The organism is Tabrizicola thermarum (genome assembly GCF_003574395.1).
In the GTDB taxonomy this organism is placed as follows: domain Bacteria; phylum Pseudomonadota; class Alphaproteobacteria; order Rhodobacterales; family Rhodobacteraceae; genus Tabrizicola; species Tabrizicola thermarum.
The window spans coordinates 126,003-143,545 of record NZ_QMJY01000080.1 but is presented as its reverse complement, the minus strand read 5'-3'; the positions used below and the strand labels follow the sequence as shown (position 1 = coordinate 143,545).

General features: G+C 66.2%; 15 protein-coding genes and 1 pseudogene. 11 read left to right on the top strand and 5 right to left on the bottom strand.

Annotated elements, in window-relative coordinates; all coding sequences use genetic code 11:
* From D5084_RS14300 to D5084_RS14285, 4 genes are all read left to right on the top strand, one after another.
* Positions 1-528, top strand: a complete 528-nt coding sequence (locus tag D5084_RS14300) for a gamma-glutamylcyclotransferase (RefSeq protein WP_128516174.1) — start codon at positions 1-3, stop codon at positions 526-528.
* Positions 529-605: 77 nt separating this feature from the next.
* On the top strand, positions 606-1,781 hold the full coding sequence (locus D5084_RS14295; RefSeq protein ID WP_128516173.1) for a biopolymer transporter ExbB: 1,176 nt from the start codon (positions 606-608) through the stop codon (positions 1,779-1,781).
* A 1-nt stretch (position 1,782) separates the two neighbouring features.
* Entirely contained in the window at positions 1,783-3,384 is a 1,602-nt protein-coding gene (locus D5084_RS14290) for a peptidoglycan -binding protein (RefSeq protein ID WP_128516172.1), read from the top strand.
* A 138-nt stretch (positions 3,385-3,522) separates the two neighbouring features.
* Positions 3,523-4,377, top strand: a complete 855-nt coding sequence (locus tag D5084_RS14285; protein ID WP_128516171.1) for a DUF2189 domain-containing protein — start codon at positions 3,523-3,525, stop codon at positions 4,375-4,377.
* Between the two features lie 209 nt (positions 4,378-4,586).
* Here D5084_RS14285 and clpA read toward each other — a convergent pair whose 3' ends face one another.
* Both clpA and gloB read right to left on the bottom strand, forming a co-directional pair.
* Positions 4,587-6,905: an ATP-dependent Clp protease ATP-binding subunit ClpA gene (gene clpA / locus D5084_RS14280; RefSeq protein ID WP_128516170.1), complete on the bottom strand. Its 2,319-nt coding sequence runs from the start codon at positions 6,903-6,905 to the stop codon at positions 4,587-4,589.
* Between the two features lie 158 nt (positions 6,906-7,063).
* Positions 7,064-7,825: a hydroxyacylglutathione hydrolase gene (gene gloB, locus D5084_RS14275; protein ID WP_128516169.1), complete on the bottom strand. Its 762-nt coding sequence runs from the start codon at positions 7,823-7,825 to the stop codon at positions 7,064-7,066.
* A 61-nt stretch (positions 7,826-7,886) separates the two neighbouring features.
* Here gloB and D5084_RS14270 point away from each other — a divergent pair, with 61 nt between their 5' ends.
* Complete coding sequence (locus D5084_RS14270) at positions 7,887-8,642, top strand: class I SAM-dependent methyltransferase (RefSeq protein ID WP_128516168.1); 756 nt, start codon at positions 7,887-7,889, stop codon at positions 8,640-8,642.
* A 111-nt stretch (positions 8,643-8,753) separates the two neighbouring features.
* Here the strand turns inward: D5084_RS14270 and D5084_RS14265 are convergent, their stop codons facing one another.
* A complete protein-coding gene (locus D5084_RS14265) occupies positions 8,754-9,299 on the bottom strand; it encodes a L,D-transpeptidase (RefSeq protein ID WP_128516167.1) in 546 nt (181 codons plus the stop codon).
* 395 nt (positions 9,300-9,694) lie between these two features.
* Here D5084_RS14265 and D5084_RS14260 point away from each other — a divergent pair, with 395 nt between their 5' ends.
* From D5084_RS14260 to D5084_RS14240, 5 genes are read left to right on the top strand one after another with little or no spacing between them, the layout of a single operon-like run.
* Complete coding sequence (locus tag D5084_RS14260) at positions 9,695-10,255, top strand: F0F1 ATP synthase subunit delta (RefSeq protein ID WP_128516166.1); 561 nt, start codon at positions 9,695-9,697, stop codon at positions 10,253-10,255.
* Complete coding sequence (gene atpA, locus D5084_RS14255; protein WP_128516165.1) at positions 10,255-11,793, top strand: F0F1 ATP synthase subunit alpha; 1,539 nt, start codon at positions 10,255-10,257, stop codon at positions 11,791-11,793. The genes D5084_RS14260 and atpA overlap by 1 nt, the downstream gene beginning before the upstream one ends.
* A 21-nt stretch (positions 11,794-11,814) precedes the next feature.
* The gene (locus tag D5084_RS14250; RefSeq protein WP_128516164.1) at positions 11,815-12,681 is read left to right on the top strand and encodes a F0F1 ATP synthase subunit gamma; all 867 of its coding nucleotides are present in this window, start codon (positions 11,815-11,817) and stop codon (positions 12,679-12,681) included.
* 20 nt (positions 12,682-12,701) lie between these two features.
* Positions 12,702-14,144 (top strand): F0F1 ATP synthase subunit beta, encoded by a 1,443-nt coding sequence (gene atpD / locus D5084_RS14245; protein WP_128516163.1) that lies wholly within the window; start codon positions 12,702-12,704, stop codon positions 14,142-14,144.
* 9 nt (positions 14,145-14,153) lie between these two features.
* Positions 14,154-14,546 carry a F0F1 ATP synthase subunit epsilon gene (locus D5084_RS14240; RefSeq protein WP_128516162.1) on the top strand — a complete coding sequence of 131 codons (393 nt, stop codon included), beginning with the start codon at positions 14,154-14,156 and terminating at the stop codon, positions 14,544-14,546.
* Positions 14,547-14,619: 73 nt separating this feature from the next.
* Here D5084_RS14240 and D5084_RS14235 read toward each other — a convergent pair whose 3' ends face one another.
* Positions 14,620-15,969, bottom strand: coding sequence for a hypothetical protein (locus D5084_RS14235; protein WP_128516161.1), 1,350 nt, complete (start codon positions 15,967-15,969; stop codon positions 14,620-14,622).
* A gap of 330 nt (positions 15,970-16,299) precedes the next feature.
* Here D5084_RS14235 and D5084_RS14230 point away from each other — a divergent pair.
* Positions 16,300-16,515 (top strand): annotated as a pseudogene (locus D5084_RS14230) (H-type lectin domain-containing protein); the annotation flags it as partial.
* Positions 16,516-16,532: 17 nt separating this feature from the next.
* Here the strand turns inward: D5084_RS14230 and D5084_RS14225 are convergent.
* Positions 16,533-17,522, bottom strand: coding sequence for a phosphatase PAP2 family protein (locus D5084_RS14225; RefSeq protein WP_128516160.1), 990 nt, complete (start codon positions 17,520-17,522; stop codon positions 16,533-16,535).
* Between the last annotated feature and the right edge of the window lie 21 nt (positions 17,523-17,543).

The window sequence follows — 17,543 nt, the reverse complement described above, 5'->3', positions numbered from 1 at the left end:
ATGCACGCACCGCTTTGGGTCTTCGGCTACGGATCGCTGATCTGGGACCCCGGCTTTGCCGTTGCCGAACGCCGCATCGCCCGGCTGGACGGCTGGCACCGCAGCTTCTGCATGCGGTCCATCCACCATCGCGGCACGGTGGAAAAGCCCGGCCTTGTCCTTGCGCTGGACCGGGCCGAGCGCGCCTCCTGCACCGGGGTCGCCCTCCGCGTCGCTGCGGGACAGGAGGAAGCCACCCTCGCCGCCCTGCGCGAACGTGAGCTGGTGTCCTCGGCCTATCTGGAAGTGACCCTGCCGGTCCTTACCGCGGAAGGTCCGCTGGATGCGCTGACCTATGTGATCGACCCCGATCACGCGCAGTATTGCCATCTGGACCCCGAGGATCAGGCGCAGATCATCGCCACCGCCACTGGTGGGAGAGGCGCGAACCGCGACTATCTGTGGTCCACCGCCGCGCATCTGGCCGAACTTGGCATCGCGGACCCAGACCTGGAATGGCTGGCAACACGGGTCCGCGATCTGAGCTGACCTTTTGCTTGGCAGTTTCCGCCAGCCTGCTAGTCTTGGCCGCAAGGCAGGAACCAGAGGGCAGACAGAGGACAAGCATGTCCCAGACAGACCAGCGGGCGACCGAGGTTTCGACCACCTTCTCGCAGCCGATTCGCGCGATCACCACGATGCTTCTGGTCTGCGCTCTGGTCGGCAGCGGGGCCTGGCTGATCCATGCCCAGATCATCGGCATCCTGCGCACGAACCCGGTTCTGAACGGGATCATCGGGCTGGTGTTCCTGTTCGGCGTGCTGTCCTGCTTCTGGCAGGTCTGGATCCTGGCCCAGTCGGTCTACTGGATCGAGAATTTCGTCCGTGGCACACCGGGCAGCGAGAACGAAACCCCGCCGCGCCTGCTGGCCCCGCTGGCGGCGTTGCTCAGGTCACGCTCGGCCCGGATGTCGATCTCGGCCTCGTCCTCGCGCTCGATCCAGGAGTCGGTCGTCCAGCGCATCGACGAGGCGCGCGACATCACGCGGTATCTCATCAACCTGCTGGTGTTCCTGGGGCTTCTGGGCACTTTCTGGGGGCTGGCGACCACGGTCCCCGCCGTGGTGGAGACCATCCGGTCCCTGGCCCCGCAGGAAGGGGAAAGCGGCCTCGACGTCTTCGGCAAGCTGATGGGCGGCCTTGAAAGCCAGCTGGGCGGGATGGGCACGGCGTTTTCGTCCTCGCTTCTGGGGCTGGCGGGGTCGCTGGTGCTGGGCCTGCTGGAGCTGTTCGCGGGCCACGGCCAGAACCGTTTCATACGCGAGCTGGAGGAGTGGCTCTCCTCGATCACCCGGCTTGGCTATGCCGGCGACGGCGACGGTGTCGACCAGAATGCGCTTGGCCTGCTGGTCGACCACATGGCGCAGCAGCTGGAAGAGCTTCAGGCGCTGCAGACCCAGACGGAGAACAGCCGCTTCCAGTCCGAGATGAAGATCAACGAACTGGTGGCTGCCATCACGCAGCTGACCGACCGCATCGACGCCGAACGCGGTCAGTCTGCCCTTCTGCGCCGGATCGCCGAGGGGCAGGAACGGCTGCTGACCGCTCTGGAAACCGGCGAGGCCGGGGGCGGCAGCGACCCGGAAAGCCGGATGCGGCTGCGGTCCATCGACGTGCAGCTGTTGCGGATTCTGGAGGAAATGGCAGCGGGTCGGCAGGAAACCCTGAACGACCTGAAAACCGACATCGGCCAGCTGACCAGCGCCATCCGCCAGCTGGGCCGCGGCGCCGGGCGGGCCTGAGATGGTCGCGCGGACCAGACGTCGGGACCAAAGCCTGATCTGGCCGGGCTTCGTCGATGCGGTGACGACCCTGCTGATGGTGCTGATGTTCGTCCTGACCATCTTCACCGTGATGCAGTCGGTCCTGCGCGACACGATCACCACGCAGGACAGCGAGCTGGAGTCCCTCACGGCCCAGGTCGCGCAACTGGCCGACGCGCTGGGGCTGGAACGGGCAAGGGCGAGCGGGCTTGAGACAAGGGTTGCAGAATTGCAGGCCGGGCTGTCCTCGGCCCTGGCCGAGGGCGAACGGCGGGCCGGCCTCATCGCCTCGCTGACCGCCGATCTGGCTGCGCGGCAGGGCGAGCTGGACGCGGCAAAGTCGCGGATCACCGATTTCGAGACGCAGGTCGCGGCTTTGCTTGTCGAACGCGACAGGGCGCGCGGCGATGCGGAACGGCTGAGCGCCTCGGTCGCCGATCTGGAGGCCGCCAAGGCCAGGCTGATGTCCGAGGCCGAAGCGATGACGCTTGCCCTGGCCAAGGCGCGCGAAGAAGTGGATGCCAATGCCGAGGCCGCCCGCCTTGCCGCCGCCCGCCGCGACGCGCTCGAGGCGCTGCTGGCGCAGGAAAAGGCCAGGGCCGAGACCGACGCAGCCGCGCTGAAGGCCGCGCAGGAGCGGGTAAGCGAGGCCGAGGCGGCGCGTCTGGCCGATGCGGCGGCGTTGCAGGCCCTGCGCGAGAAGCTGGCGAACTCGGAGACCGAACTGACCGCGATGACCCTGGCGCTGGAAGAAGAACGCAAGCGGGCCGAGGAGACGCTGACCCTTCTGGCCGGCGCCCGTGCCGCTGCCGAAGGCGCGACTGCGAAGGACGCGGCGCTTGCCGCAGCCAGGACGGCGCTGCTGGCCGAACAGGAAAAGACCCTGGCCGCCGCGCGCGAGGTCGAACTGCTGAACCGGCAGGTCGCCGCCCTGCGCAGCCAGCTGGGCAGCCTGCAATCGGTGCTGGACGAGTCGAAGGCGCGGGACGAGGCCGCGAAGGTGCAGCTGGACTCGCTTGGCAAGGACCTGAACGCCGCCCTGGCGCAGGTCGCCGCCGAGCAGCGCAGGCGGGCGGAGCTGGAGGCCGCCGAAGCCGCGCGGCTGGCCGAAGAGAACAGGGATCTCTCCCGCTTCCGGTCCGAATTCTTCGGCCAGTTGTCCAGCCTCTTGCAGGGCCGCGAAGGGGTCCGCGTGGTGGGCGACCGCTTCGTCTTCTCCTCCGAAGTCCTGTTCAATCCGGGCTCGGCCGACCTGGCGCCCGAGGGGCAGGCCCAGATTGCCGGGGTGGTGCGGATCCTCGATGAGGTGCGGGCGAAGATCCCGCCCGAGATCGACTGGATCATCCGGGTGGACGGACATACCGACAACGTGCCGATCACCGGGGGCCGGTTCGCCGACAACTGGGAGCTTAGCCAGGCCCGCGCGCTGTCGGTTGTGCGCTACATGCAGAACGAGCTTGGCTTTCCGCCCGAACGGCTGGCCGCCACGGGGTTCGGCGAATACCGGCCCGTCGCGCCGGGCAATGACGAGGCCTCGCGGGCGCTGAACCGCCGGATCGAGCTGAAGCTGACCGAGCGCTGAGCGCGCACCAATCCGTGACTGCGCAGCCGCGCGATCCGTGCTAGGCTGCACCTTCAACTAGTCGTGCTTGCCGTCGTCGCCACTGGGACGTCCCAAGGCAGGACCAGCCGGGGCGCCCCCTTTGCGGGAGGACCCCTGATGCCGAAGACGATTGGAAACCCCCTGTCCTGGACCTTTGGCGCGCTGGGCTCGGCCGCGGGCTATGCCGCAGAGGTTGCGACCCACGGGACGGCCGATCCCGATGTGCGGCCGGAAACACGGGTGCTGGTCCTGGGCGATCTGAAGGAGGCCCTGCGCAAGGGATGGGACGATCTGACCGCGATGCGGTCGGACGTGCTGTTCGCCTGCATGTTGTACCCGGCGATGGGGGCGGTGCTGCTGGCCCTTGCCAGCCGGGGCGACCTGAACCACCTGCTGTTTCCCGTGCTGTCCGGCTTTGCGCTGGTCGGGCCGGTGGCGGCGCTGGGGCTTTACGAGCTGAGCCGGCGGCGCGAGGCGGGGCAGGAGGTCAGTTGGGGGGCGATGTTCGACGTGCTGCGAAACCCGCACTTTCCGCGGATCCTGATGCTGAGCCTGTTCAACGGGGTGATCTTCATGGCCTGGCTCTTGCTGGCCGATGCGATCCATGCGGCGACGCTGGGGACCGAGCGGCCGGTCAGCCTGATGGCCCTGATAAGCGCCGCGCTGACCACGCCGGCGGGCTGGGTGATGACGGTGGTGGGGACGGCGGTCGGGTTCGTGCTGGCGGCGGCGGTGCTGGCGGTCAGCGTGGTCTCGTTCCCGCTGCTGCTGGACCGGGACGTGACGCTACCGGTCGCGGTCATGACCTCGGTCCGGGTCACGCGGGAGAACCCTGGGGTGATCGCCGCCTGGGGGTTGATCGTGGCGGGGGGGCTGGTGCTGGGGATGCTGCCCCTGCTTCTGGCGCTGGTGGTGGTGCTGCCGGTGCTGGGGCACGCGACCTGGCATCTGTACCGGGCGGCGGTGGTCTGACGCGCCGCGCGCGGCGGTTTGTTTGGGGCAAGCGATTTCAATGACTTGCCTGAGGACCTTCAGGGAATCGTAACCATCTGGGCCGCTCCTCGTAAGCCTTCGGCTTCTCGTCGCTGAGGCGGGGCGAGGCGTGACGAAGTCGCAGCCGTGCGGTCGTCAAGGAAAAACCCCCGCCGGTAAAGGGCGGGGGTTTCGGTGGTCTTGCCGGATTACTCGGCGGTCAGGAGCGGTGGCTTCTGCCCCGTCAGACGCGGCTTCTGCGGTTCCTCGATATCAAGGACGATGGCGTCGTCCTTGACCTTCACGCGGACCACGCCGCCCTTGACGAGCTTGCCGAACAGAAGCTCTTCGGCCAGCGGCTTCTTGATATATTCCTGGATCACCCGAGCCAGCGGCCGCGCGCCCATCTTGTCGTCATAGCCCTTTTCGCCCAGCCAGGCGGCGGCTTCGGGCGACAGTTCGATATGGACGTTGCGGTCCATGAGCTGCGCTTCGAGCTGGAGCACGAACTTTTCGACCACCTGCATGATGGTCTCCCTGCCCAGCGGCGCGAAGTTGATCACGGCATCCAGACGGTTGCGGAATTCGGGCGTGAAGGTCCGCTCGATCGCGGCGGTGTCTTCGCCCGTCCGCCGTTCCCGGCCAAAGCCGATGGCTTCCTTCGCCATGTCCGCAGCCCCGGCGTTCGAGGTCATGATGAGGATCACGTTGCGGAAATCCACCGTCCGGCCGTTGTGGTCGGTCAGCTTGCCGTGGTCCATCACCTGCAGCAGGATGTTGTAGACATCCGGATGGGCCTTTTCCATTTCGTCCAGCAGCAGCACGGAATGCGGATGCTGGTCGATGGCATCGGTCAGCATCCCGCCCTGGTCAAAGCCGACATAGCCCGGAGGCGCGCCGATAAGGCGGGAAACGGCGTGCTTTTCCATGTATTCCGACATGTCGAAGCGGATCAGTTCAACCCCGAGCGACGAAGCCAACTGCTTTGCCACCTCGGTCTTGCCGACACCCGTGGGCCCGGCAAAGAGATAGTTGCCGATCGGCTTTTCGGGTTCGCGCAGGCCGGCGCGGGCGAGCTTGATCGCCGAACACAGCGCCTCGACCGCCTTGTCCTGGCCGAAGACCACGCGCTTCAGCGTCTTTTCCAGATCGCGCAGGGTTTCGGCATCGTCCTTGGACACGGTTTTGGGCGGGATGCGGGCGATCTTGGCCACCACGGCCTCGATCTCCTTGATCCCGAGCGTCTTGCGGCGCTTGGACTCGGACAGAAGGTGCTGAGCCGCCCCGGCCTCGTCGATGACGTCGATGGCCGAATCCGGCAGTTTCCGGTCATGGATGTAGCGCGCGGCCAGTTCCACCGCCGACTTGATCGCGTCGTTGGTGTATTTCAGGTCGTGATGTTCCTCGAAGCTGGGCTTGAGGCCCATCAGGATCTTGATCGCATCCGGCACCGAGGGTTCGTTCACGTCGATCTTCTGGAAGCGGCGGGACAGCGCCCGGTCCTTTTCGAAGTGCTGACGGAATTCCTTGTAGGTGGTCGAGCCCATGCAGCGCAGCTTGCCGCCCTGAAGCGCGGGCTTCAGCAGGTTCGAGGCATCCATCGCGCCGCCCGAGGTGGCCCCGGCGCCGATCACGGTGTGGATTTCGTCGATGAAGAGGATCGCGTCGGGGTGGTCTTCCAACTCCTTCACGACCTGCTTCAGCCGTTCCTCGAAATCGCCGCGGTAGCGGGTCCCGGCCAGAAGTGCGCCCATGTCGAGCGAGAAGATCGTGGCCCTGGACAGGACCTCCGGCGTCTCGCCATTCACGATCTTGCGGGCAAGGCCCTCGGCGATGGCGGTCTTGCCCACGCCGGGGTCGCCCACCAGAAGCGGGTTGTTCTTGCGGCGGCGGCAGAGGACCTGGATCGCGCGTTCCACCTCGGCCTCGCGGCCGATGAGGGGATCGACGTCGCCCTTGCGCGCCTTCACGTTCAGATCGACGCAGTATTTCGACAGGGCGGATTCCTTCGCCTCGCCGGCCTCGGCCTTGGGCGTCTCCTGCTGCTCATCCGCGCCCTGGACGGGACGCGCCTCGCCATAGGACGGGTCCTTCGCCACGCCATGCGCGATGAAGTTTACCGCGTCATAGCGGGTCATGTCCTGTTCCTGGAGGAAATAGGCGGCGTTCGATTCCCGTTCGGCGAAGATCGCCACCAGCACGTTCGCGCCGGTGACTTCGGTGCGGCCCGAGGATTGGACGTGGATCGCCGCGCGCTGGATCACGCGCTGGAAGGCGGCGGTGGGAACGGCCTCGCTCCCCTCGACATCCGTCACCAGAGTGGACAGATCGTCGTCGATGAAATCGGTCAGCGTCTTGCGCAATTCGTCGAGGTTCACCGCGCAGGCCTTCATCACGCGGGCCGCGTCGGGTTCGTCGATCAGCGCCAGCAGCAGATGCTCCAGCGTCGCCAGTTCGTGGCGGCGGGAGTTTGCAAGGGCCAGCGCGCTGTGGATGGCCTGTTCAAGCGTGGTCGAAAACGATGGCACGGTGCGTGCTCCTGTCCTGCGGGCCGGGAGGGGTGTGGCCCCATGCCGACCGTGGCCTCATATGCTTAAAGTTCGGTTTTCTTTCCCGCACTTCAAGCGCAATTTTCCAGATTTTGGGGTTTCCCCCGAAGTCTCACGCCGATTGTGATACGGGACGCCTAGAACTTGTCTTTTCTGGCCCGGATTTCGGCGAAAACCGTGACATCGTCGGCATCTGGGAGGCCGACAGCTGTCTTGATCGCGGGCAGGTGGGCCCGCAGGTAGGGGTTCGTCGCCAATTCCTTCGCAAGGGGAACGGGGACGGTCGGAAGGCCCTTGGCGCGCCTCTCGGCGGCTTCGGACATGCGAGAGATAAGCTGTGGATTGTCGGGTTCAAGGGTGGCTGCAAAGCGCAGGTTCGCGGCAGTATATTCATGGCCCGAACAGATGAGCGTGTCGGGTGGCAGCGCGGCCAGCTTCTGCAGCGAGGCGTGCATCTGGCGGGCGGTGCCTTCGAACAGGCGGCCGCAGCCTCCGGCCATCAGGCTGTCGGCGGTGAAGGCAAGGCCGGGCATCAGATAGGCGACATGACCGATGGTGTGGCCGGGGACCTCGATCACCCGGACCTCGGTTGCGCCAAGGGGAAACCGGCTGCCTTCGCCGTGGCTCTGATCCAGCGGGGGCAGGCGGTGGGCATCCGCGAGGGCGCCATGGACGCGGGCGCCGGTGTGGGCCCGCAGCGCCTCGACGCCCTGGATGTGGTCGTTGTGGTGGTGGGTGATGAGGATGTCGGTCAGCCGCCACTGCTGCGCCTCGAGCGCGGCGAGGATCGGGCCGGGCTCTGGCACGTCGATCACGGCGGTCTGGGCGCTGTCCGTGTCGTGGACCAGATAGGCATAGTTGTCGGCCAGGCAGGGGATGGTGACGAGGGTCAGCGCCATGGTTTTTCGGCCTTCGAGCGACTAGGTTGGAACAGCCTGACTGGAAGGACGCGGCGCTGCAATGCACCTTGATGTGCTGGACCTGAGGAATTTCTACTATCGCACCCAGCTGGGCCGGGTGGCGCAGCGGGCGATCCGGGATCAGGTCGTGCGGCTGTGGCCGCCGAAAACGGGCGAGACGGTGGTGGGCTTCGGCTTTGCGGTGCCGCTTCTGCGCCCGTACCTGAGCGAGGCGCGGCGGGTGATCGGGCTGATGCCGGGGCCGCAGGGGGTGATGCCCTGGCCCGCGGGAATGGAGAATGTCAGCGTGTTGTGCGAGGACACGGCCTGGCCCTTGCCCACGGGGCTGGTCGACCGGCTGGTGCTGATGCACGGGCTGGAGACCTCGGAGAACCCCTCGGCCGTGTTGGAAGAAGCGCATCGCGTGCTGGGGCCGGGGGGGCGGGCGCTGTTCATCGTGCCGAACCGGGGCGGTCTGTGGTCCCGGCGGGACGAAACCCCGTTCGGCTATGGCAGACCCTATTCGGTGGCGCAGCTCGAGGCGCAGCTGAAGCGGCACGGGTTCACCCCCGAACGCAACTGTTCGGTGCTGTTCGCCCCGCCCTTGGGGACGCGGTTCTGGCTGCGCTCGGCGGATTTCTGGGAAGCCTTCGGGCGAAAAATGCCCTGGCTGGCCGGGGGCGTGCTGATGGTCGAGGCCTCGAAGCAGGTCTATGCGCCGACGCAAGGGGGGTTGCGGGCCGCAGTGAAAAAGCCGTTGCGGGTGCTGGAAGGCGTGGGCAAGGGCGCACCGGAACCGGCGATGAACCGGGAATAGCGCGCCCCCGCGCAACGGCGGCGCCCTGCGGCCGCTGTCGATGCCTCCGGCGGGAGTATTTGGGAAAAGAGCAAGACCAGGGGGGCCGATCGGGTGCCGGGCCGTCCGGCGTCAGATCACGCGGACCCGGGTGCCGATGGGGCAGAGCGCGAACAGCTCGGCGATGTTCTCGTTGTAAAGGCCGATGCAGCCGTCCGAGGAGCGTCGCCCGATCTTCCGCGTGTCGTGGGTGCCGTGGATGATGTAGGCGGGCCAGCCGAGATACATCGCATGGGTGCCAAGCGGATTGTCCGGGCCGGGGCCGATCGGCTTCCAGTCGGGGTAGCGTTGCATCTGTGACGGCGTGGGCGTCCAGCTGGGGCCGACCTTCTTGCGGACGATCTCGGTATAGCCGCGCCTGGTCAGTTCGTCCGAAATCGGCACCGAGGTCGGATAGATGCGATGGTCTGCACCTTCGGCGTTCCAGTAATGCAGCGCGCGCGAGACGGTGTCGGCGACGATCATCGCGCGGCCCAGCCCGTCGAAGTGGTCGCGCCAATCCTGCATTGCGAAGCTGGAAATGTTGCTGCGCACCGCGGCCCCGTTGGAAAACGCCGCCGAGGTCAGGAAGGGCGCGCCGAGGGCTGCGCCAAGAAGTCCGCGTCTGGTGAGCGTCATGTGCCTGCTTTCTTCTGTTCTGCCGCCCCCGTATTCCGCCGCAGGGCGCCCGGCGCAACCGGCAGCGGCGCGGGCTGACGGCCATGTGACCTGCCGTGAGCCCGCGAATCTCTCGGGCGTGCCGTCCGGGCAACGCGGCCGGAGCTGACCGGTTCCCCGTCGGGCGTGAGAGGGCAGGGGGCCGGTTGCGGGCCCCGCGACGACGTTTGCGCCAACAGCGACATTCTGGCCGCTTGCGCAGGTAAAGAAAGCGTGTGCAACCCGGTTGCGGGGTGGGAAAGCCTCTGCTAAGGACCCCGCGACGGATGGTGCCGCCCAGACGATTGTCGAGGTCTGCGCCGAAGGGACGCCCGGTTCGTGAAGAGCCCGGGGCACAAGACAGCGGAAGGGTTGACGTGTCAGAATCTGCTTCGATCTCTCTGGGCATAGCGTCGCGTTACGCTTCGGCCCTGTTTGAGCTGGCGAAGGAAGACGGTGCGCTGAAGGCACTGGAATCCGATACTTCGGCGCTTTCCGAGGCACTTGCCGGCAGCGCGGACCTGCGCGAGATGATCGCGTCCCCGATGGTCAGCCGCGAGGATCAGGCCAACGCCATGCGGGCGATCGCCGCGAAGATGGGCCTGAGCACGCTGATGTCGAACACCCTGGCCCTGATGGCCGACAAGCGCCGCCTGTTCGTTCTGCCGCAGCTTCTGGCGTCGCTGACCGACATGATCGCGACCGAGAAGGGCGAAGTGACCGCCGAGGTCACCGCCGCCCGCGCCCTGTCGGCGGCCCAGTCCAAGAAACTTGCCGAGACGCTGAAGGCCCGCGTCGGCAAGACCGTGAAACTGAAAACGACCGTCGATGAGAGCCTCATCGGCGGTCTTGTCGTCAAGCTGGGCTCGACCATGATCGACACCTCGGTCAAGGCAAAGCTCGCGGCCCTGCAAAATGCAATGAAAGAGGTTGGGTGATGGGAATCCAGGCTGCTGAGATCTCTGCGATCCTGAAGGAGCAGATCAAGAACTTCGGCAAGGACGCGGAAGTGGCCGAAGTCGGCCGCGTGCTGTCGGTCGGCGACGGGATTGCCCGTGTGCATGGCCTTGACAACGTGCAGGCCGGCGAGATGGTCGAGTTCCCCGGCGGCATCCGGGGCATGGCGCTGAACCTGGAAATCGACAACGTCGGTATCGTGATCTTCGGCGATGACCGCGACATCAAGGAAGGCGACATCGTCAAGCGCACCAAGTCCATCGTGGACGTGCCGGTGGGCGACGCCCTTCTGGGCCGGGTCGTGGACGGCCTGGGCAACCCGATCGACGGCAAGGGCCCGATCGTGACGACCGAGCGTCGGATCGCCGACCAGAAGGCTCCGGGCATCATCCCGCGCAAGTCGGTGCATGAACCCATGGCGACCGGCCTGAAGGCCGTGGACGCGATGATCCCCGTTGGCCGCGGCCAGCGCGAGCTGATCATCGGCGACCGCCAGACCGGCAAGACCGCCGTGGCGCTGGACACGATCCTGAACCAGAAGTCCTACAATGACGCGGCCGGTTCGGACGAATCGAAGAAGCTGTACTGCGTCTATGTCGCCATCGGGCAGAAGCGGTCCACCGTGGCGCAGCTGGTGAAGAAGCTGCAGGAAACCGGCGCCGACGCCTATACCATCGTCGTCGCCGCGACCGCTTCGGACCCGGCGCCGCTGCAGTTCCTGGCGCCCTATGCCGCGACCGCGATGGCGGAGTATTTCCGCGACAATGGCCGTCATGCCCTCATCATCTATGATGACCTGTCCAAGCAGGCCGTGGCCTACCGCCAGATGTCGCTGCTTCTGCGCCGTCCGCCGGGGCGCGAGGCCTATCCGGGCGACGTGTTCTATCTGCACTCGCGCCTGCTGGAGCGGTCGTCGAAGCTGAACGAGGATTTCGGTGCCGGGTCGCTGACGGCGCTGCCGATCATCGAGACGCAGGGCGGCGACGTGTCGGCCTTCATCCCGACGAACGTGATCTCGATCACCGACGGGCAGATCTTCCTGGAAACCGAACTGTTCTACCAGGGCATCCGTCCGGCCGTGAACACCGGTCTGTCGGTGTCGCGCGTGGGCTCCTCGGCCCAGACGTCGGCGATGAAGTCGGTGGCGGGCAAGGTGAAGCTGGAACTGGCGCAATATCGTGAGATGGCGGCGTTTGCGCAGTTCGGGTCCGACCTCGATGCCTCGACGCAAGCCCTGCTGAACCGCGGCGCGCGCCTGACGGAGCTGATGAAGCAGCCGCAGTATTCGCCGCTGACCAACGCGGAAATCGTCTGCGTGATCTATGCCGGCACCAACGGCTATCTCGACAAGATCCCGGTCAAGGACGTGGGCCGCTTCGAGCAGGGGCTGCTGAAGCATCTGCGCACCCATGGGAAGGCGCTTCTGGAGGACATCACCAAGAACGACCGCAAGGTGGCGGGCGATCTGGAGAAAGCGATCCGCGCGGAACTTGACGCCTTCGCCAAGACCTTCGCTTGAGCCCCCTGAAGGAGTAGGCAGATGCCCAGCCTGAAGGACCTCAAGAACCGGATCGGAAGCGTGAAGAACACGCGGAAGATCACCAAGGCCATGCAGATGGTCGCGGCGGCGAAACTGCGCCGTGCGCAGGAAGCTGCCGAGGCCGCCCGTCCGTTCGCCGAACGCATGACGGCGGTCATGTCGGCGCTGGCGGCGGGCGTGGGCACCGGAGAGGGTGCGCCGAAACTTCTGGCCGGGAACGGCAAGGATCAGGTGCATCTTCTGGTGGTCATGACCAGCGAACGCGGCCTTTGCGGCGGCTTCAACTCGTCGATCGTCAAGCTGGCGCGCACGCGCGCCAACGAACTGGTGGCGGCGGGCAAGACGGTGAAGATCCTCACCGTCGGCAAGAAGGGCCGAGAGCAGCTGCGCCGCGACTGGGGCCATGCCTTCGTCGGCCATGTCGACCTGAGCGAAGTGAAGCGCATCGGCTATGCCAATGCTCAGAACATCGCGCGCGAAGTCATGGCGGCCTTCGAGGCGGGCGAGGCGGATGTGGTCACGATCTTCTACAACCGCTTCCAGTCGGTCATCAGCCAGATCCCGACCGAACAGCAGGTGATCCCGGCCAGGTTCGAAGCCACCGGCGCGACTGCGCTGTATGACTACGAACCCAGCGAGGAGGCGATCCTTGCCGACCTTCTGCCGCGCGGGGTTGCCACGCAGATCTTCACCGCCCTTCTGGAAAACGGCGCCAGCGAGCAGGGCGCGCGGATGTCCGCGATGGACAACGCCACCCGCAACGCAGGCGACATGATCAACCGGCTGACGATCCAGTACAACCGGAGCCGTCAGGCCGCGATCACCAAAGAGCTTATCGAAATCATTTCGGGCGCCGAGGCGCTCTGACGAACCCGGAGTAGACAACAATGGCAAAAGCCCCGAAAGCCTCTGCTGGCGCTGGCAAGGTGACCCAGGTCATCGGCGCGGTCGTCGACGTGCAGTTCGACGGCGCGCTTCCCGCGATCCTGAACGCGCTGGAGACCGACAACAACGGCAAGCGTCTGGTCCTGGAAGTGGCCCAGCACCTTGGCGAAAACACCGTCCGCTGCATCGCGATGGACGCGACCGAGGGCCTCGTGCGCGGTGCCGCGGTCAAGGACCTGGGCGCGCCGATCAGCGTTCCCGTGGGTGACGCGACGCTGGGCCGCATCCTGAACGTCATCGGCGAGCCGGTGGACGAAAAGGGCCCGGTCGTGGCCAAGGAAATGCGCCCGATCCACCAGCCTGCGCCGTCGTTCAGCGAGCAGGCGACCGAGTCGCAGGTTCTGGTCACCGGCATCAAGGTCATCGACCTGCTGGCGCCTTACGCCAAGGGCGGGAAGATCGGCCTGTTCGGCGGCGCCGGCGTGGGCAAGACGGTTCTCATCATGGAACTGATCAACAACATCGCCAAGGTGCACTCGGGCTATTCGGTCTTCGCCGGTGTGGGCGAACGGACCCGTGAGGGCAACGACCTTTACCACGAGATGATCGAATCGGGCGTCATCAAGATCGACGACCTGACCGCCTCGAAGGTGGCGCTGGTCTATGGCCAGATGAACGAACCCCCGGGGGCCCGTGCCCGCGTGGCCCTGACCGGCCTGACGCTGGCCGAGCAGTTCCGTGACCAGTCCGGGACCGACGTTCTGTTCTTCGTGGACAACATCTTCCGCTTTACCCAGGCGGGTTCGGAAGTGTCGGCTCTCCTCGGCCGTATCCCCTCGGCCGTGGGCTACCAGCCGACGCTGGCGACCGACATGGGCGCGCTTCAGGAACGCATCACCTCGACCAAGGCGGGCTCGATCACCTCGGTGCAGGCGATCTACGTTCCGGCCGACGACCTGACCGACCCGGCGCCTGCGACGTCCTTCGCCCACCTCGACGCGACCACGGTTCTGTCGCGCGCGATCTCGGAGCTTGGCATCTACCCGGCGGTGGACCCGCTCGACTCGACCTCGCGTCTTCTGGACCCGGCGGTCATCGGGGAAGAGCACTACAACGTCGCCCGGGCCGTGCAGGGTATCCTGCAACGCTACAAGTCGCTGCAGGACATCATCGCCATCCTGGGCATGGACGAACTGAGCGAAGAGGACAAGCTGACCGTGGCCCGCGCCCGGAAGATCCAGCGCTTCCTGTCGCAGCCGTTCGACGTTGCGAAGGTCTTCACCGGCTCGGACGGTGTGCAGGTTCCGCTGGAAAAGACCATCGCCTCGTTCAAGGCGGTGGTGAACGGTGAATACGACCACCTGCCGGAAGCCGCCTTCTACATGGTCGGCGACATCGAGGAAGTGAAAGCCAAGGCAGCCAAACTCGCGGCAGCTGCGGCGTAAGGGGGCGACATGGCCAGCACGGTTCAATTCGACCTCGTCAGCCCGGAGCGGCGCCTTGCGTCGTTCGCGGCGACCGAGGTCCAGATCCCCGGCGCGGACGGCGACATGACGGCGATGGAGGGTCATGCGGCCACCATCACCTCCTTGCGGCCGGGCGTCCTGCGTGTGGTCGCGGCCGATGGCGAGAAGTCCTTCATCGTGACCGGCGGCTTCGCCGAGATCAGCGCAACCGGCGTGTCGGTCCTGGCAGAACAGGCCGTGCCGCTGAACGAGCTGACCGCGGCGACGCTGGATGCGCTGGTGGCCGATGCGTGTGAAGCCGCAGCCGTCAACTCGGACAAGGATGCGGCGGACAAGGCGGTTGCCGACCTTTACGCGATGCGGGCCGCTGCGGGCATCTGACCGCCTCTGGCCTGGTTCCTTGACAAAGGCCCCGGATCTACCCGGGGCCTTTGCGCTTTTCAGGGCCGACTGTTCAGGCGTCGACCGGCTCGGCCTCGCCCACCGGGCAGCAGCGGTATTCCTGGCTCTTGTCCAGCAGGTCGATCTGCCGGGCCAGAAGTTTGTTCTCCAGCGCCTTGCGCTCCAGGTCGAGCGCGATCGCCTTTTCGCGGCTCTCCTCGCAGGTGCTGCACTTGTCGAGGCAGCCCTTCACCACGATCCCTTGCGTCGGCAGACAGAAGGTGCGTTCGAAGTTCAGCTCGGCCGCAAGTCTGGCCCCCACGGCGTCAGACCCGACCTGGGCCAGAACCCCGTCCCGCACCAGTTCGGCATCGACCTTCTTCATCACCGCGTCCTGCGTCTCGGCGGGCACCGGCTGGGCGCTGACCGCAAAGCGCATCGGGCTGAGCACCGGCGAGAACGCGCCCGCGAAGCCGCCCGCGAAGCCGCCCGCGTTGCCGATAACGCCCGCGTTGCCCAGCACGTTCGCCTGCTGGGCGACCGCCGCGGTGCGCGCTTCGGCCTGGACGTTGATCCGCCCGGCCTGGGTGGCAAGGATGCCCGCAGGCAGCACCTTTACCCCGGTGGCCGGTCGCACCGGCCGCGCCTCGACCGAGCTGTCGCCCGCAGGATCGACGATCCGGCGCAGGACCGACACGATGCGGAATTTCAGCGTCTGCTGCTTGACCAGCTGATAGGCGAAGTAGGTGACGGCGTGGCAGTCGTTCCTGTTCTCGAAGGTGCGGGTCGAGGCCTCGTAGGCGTCCTCGCTTTCGCCGGTCGTATGGGTCCGGCTTTGCACCTCGCCGATCTGCACCGCGTTCGCCGCCCGGGTGGCCTGCACCGAGCGGTCGTGCGAGGTGCGCACATGGCTGGACAGTTCGCGCATGAAGGACGAGGCGCTGCGCGAGTTGAAGTTGCCCTCGACATTGACGCTGCCGCCCCCGGCAAAGCCGATCGAGGCGTAGGAGGCGTCGACATCCGTCTCGAAGTCGGAATGCGAGGTGGAGGCAGACGACCCCCGGTCGGTGGCCGTGAGGTCCGAGGCATAGCGGTCCATCGCCCGCATGTAGTAGGTTTCTTCCGACGACTGTTCGTGCCGGTAGCTGACCTTAGACTCCGAGTCGTAGGTGAACCGCGTGTTGCGGGTCGAGGTGAAAAGCCGGACCTTTTCGCCCGGGAGCAGCGTGGTGGAATAGACCACGTCGCCCAGCGACAGCGGTCCGGGGCAGCGTTCCAGCTCGGCCACGATGGTGATCTCGACCGGGACGTCGTGCAGCCGGTTGGTCAGGCGGTAGGAAAACCGAAGCCGCTCGCAGCAGGGTTCCTTCGTGACTTCGGGGCAGCAGGGCAGGTCGCTGATGGAAATGGTGTTCTTGTCCATGAAAATCTCCAGGGAATGAATGTGTCGGAAAATGCGCCTGTATCTTGCGTGCCATCAAAAAGGGCGCGCGACCACAGGTGGCATGAAGCTACACCGAATCGACCAACGCGCGAAGTGGGACGATCCCTACCCCTGCGCCGACCTGCCGATTCGGCGCGCCTCGGTCGGCTAGAAGCCGCCGAACCGCATTTTTCTGGCTCAAGGCGACAGGAACCGGCATGATCTGGTCCGAAGGGCGCTGTTCGTCATATCACGCTGCGGATTTCTGGCGTTGTCGGCAACGAGCAGGGCCCGACGATCCTGTTTTCGGATTTTGCGCATGACTGCGCGATGTGGACGGGCCAAGGGTGGTGCCAAGTCCGGCGGGCGCAGCTGCTGAAAAAGCCGTTTCCGGCCTCGCCAGCCGTGAGCGCGGGCATTTCGGGGCGGGACATCGACCAAAAGACGAACCTTCGCGTCGACATCAGCGCCGGGTCGATCACCGCCACCTGGTTCGAGATCGTGTTCCGCACCCGAGCCGACACCCGGATCGCGCGCATCCGGGCCGATTGGCTGGCGGCGGGTCAGGCGCGCGCCGAGGACTTCCGGGATGTGCCCTGGGCACCCTGCGGCGGCCGGATCAGACGGTTCGCGATCCAGACCGACAGCACAAAGACCGCGAGGCCGCCGAAGAGATCAACCAGATGGTGGCCGCCATGGGTCAGCGTGGCGGGGATCATGGCGGTGTTGATGGCGGCTGCGGGCAGGAAGGCAAAGGTGCCGCGCAGGAACCAGACCACCATCAGTGCCATTATCATGTGGTAGGACGGAAAGGCGACGACGCCGGTGATGACCTCGGGGCTGATCCGGCGCGGGCCGATCTCTGCCAGGTTCTTCAGATGCGCGCCATAGGCCGGGTTGAAGTAGAGCCCGGTCGCCAGCCGATCTGCCTCGGGGATGGACTGGAAGGCCGAGGGGCCGACGCTGGGGATGATCCACCAGATCGCGACGGCGAAGATCAGGGTGATGATCCCGACCACCAGAAAGCGGTGCAGGACCAGGTCGCGCGACAGGGCGGCCAGCAGCACGATGGTCAGCAGGATCTGCGCCAGCGAGGAATGATAGATGTAGCCCAGCACAGCCGCAAAGGCGGGATACCGGGCCAAAAGCGCCACGGCCGAGGGCCAGTGATATCCGAGAACCGCGTCGACCTGGATGAGCAGGGGGTCGATCAGCGGGTTCGGCAGAGGAAACAGCACGAAGATGAACAGCGAGGATACTGCGGTAAAGCCGGTGAAGATCGCCGTGCCGATAAGCGCCAGCGCCACCCTGGGGGCCGTCTTTGCCTGCCGCACATAGGCACCGATGGCGGCCAGTCCCAGCGTCGCGGCATAGCCGCCAAGGAACGGCGGCCAGTTCACCTGCCGTTGCATGGCGATGGCCAGCCCAACCGCAAGCACTCCGACGAAGCCGATGAACCACAGGAGCCGTGCCTCGGTCGGCAACACCCGGACCAGCCGGTTCGACCCCTGTCCCACCATCTCGGCCTTTGACCACATCAGACGCCCGCCCATACCGACCCGGGCCCAGATTCT

Coding starts and splice junctions, on each gene's coding strand:
- atpD (WP_128516163.1), top strand. CDS start 12,702: ATGGCAAAAGCCCCGAAAGCCTCTGCTGGCGCTGGCAAGGTGACCCAG.
- D5084_RS14265 (WP_128516167.1), bottom strand. CDS start 9,299: ATGACGCTCACCAGACGCGGACTTCTTGGCGCAGCCCTCGGCGCGCCC.
- D5084_RS14240 (WP_128516162.1), top strand. CDS start 14,154: ATGGCCAGCACGGTTCAATTCGACCTCGTCAGCCCGGAGCGGCGCCTT.
- atpA (WP_128516165.1), top strand. CDS start 10,255: ATGGGAATCCAGGCTGCTGAGATCTCTGCGATCCTGAAGGAGCAGATC.
- gloB (WP_128516169.1), bottom strand. CDS start 7,825: ATGGCGCTGACCCTCGTCACCATCCCCTGCCTGGCCGACAACTATGCC.
- D5084_RS14250 (WP_128516164.1), top strand. CDS start 11,815: ATGCCCAGCCTGAAGGACCTCAAGAACCGGATCGGAAGCGTGAAGAAC.
- D5084_RS14270 (WP_128516168.1), top strand. CDS start 7,887: ATGCACCTTGATGTGCTGGACCTGAGGAATTTCTACTATCGCACCCAG.
- D5084_RS14285 (WP_128516171.1), top strand. CDS start 3,523: ATGCCGAAGACGATTGGAAACCCCCTGTCCTGGACCTTTGGCGCGCTG.
- D5084_RS14225 (WP_128516160.1), bottom strand. CDS start 17,522: ATGGGCGGGCGTCTGATGTGGTCAAAGGCCGAGATGGTGGGACAGGGG.
- D5084_RS14300 (WP_128516174.1), top strand. CDS start 1: ATGCACGCACCGCTTTGGGTCTTCGGCTACGGATCGCTGATCTGGGAC.
- D5084_RS14235 (WP_128516161.1), bottom strand. CDS start 15,969: ATGGACAAGAACACCATTTCCATCAGCGACCTGCCCTGCTGCCCCGAA.
- D5084_RS14290 (WP_128516172.1), top strand. CDS start 1,783: ATGGTCGCGCGGACCAGACGTCGGGACCAAAGCCTGATCTGGCCGGGC.
- D5084_RS14295 (WP_128516173.1), top strand. CDS start 606: ATGTCCCAGACAGACCAGCGGGCGACCGAGGTTTCGACCACCTTCTCG.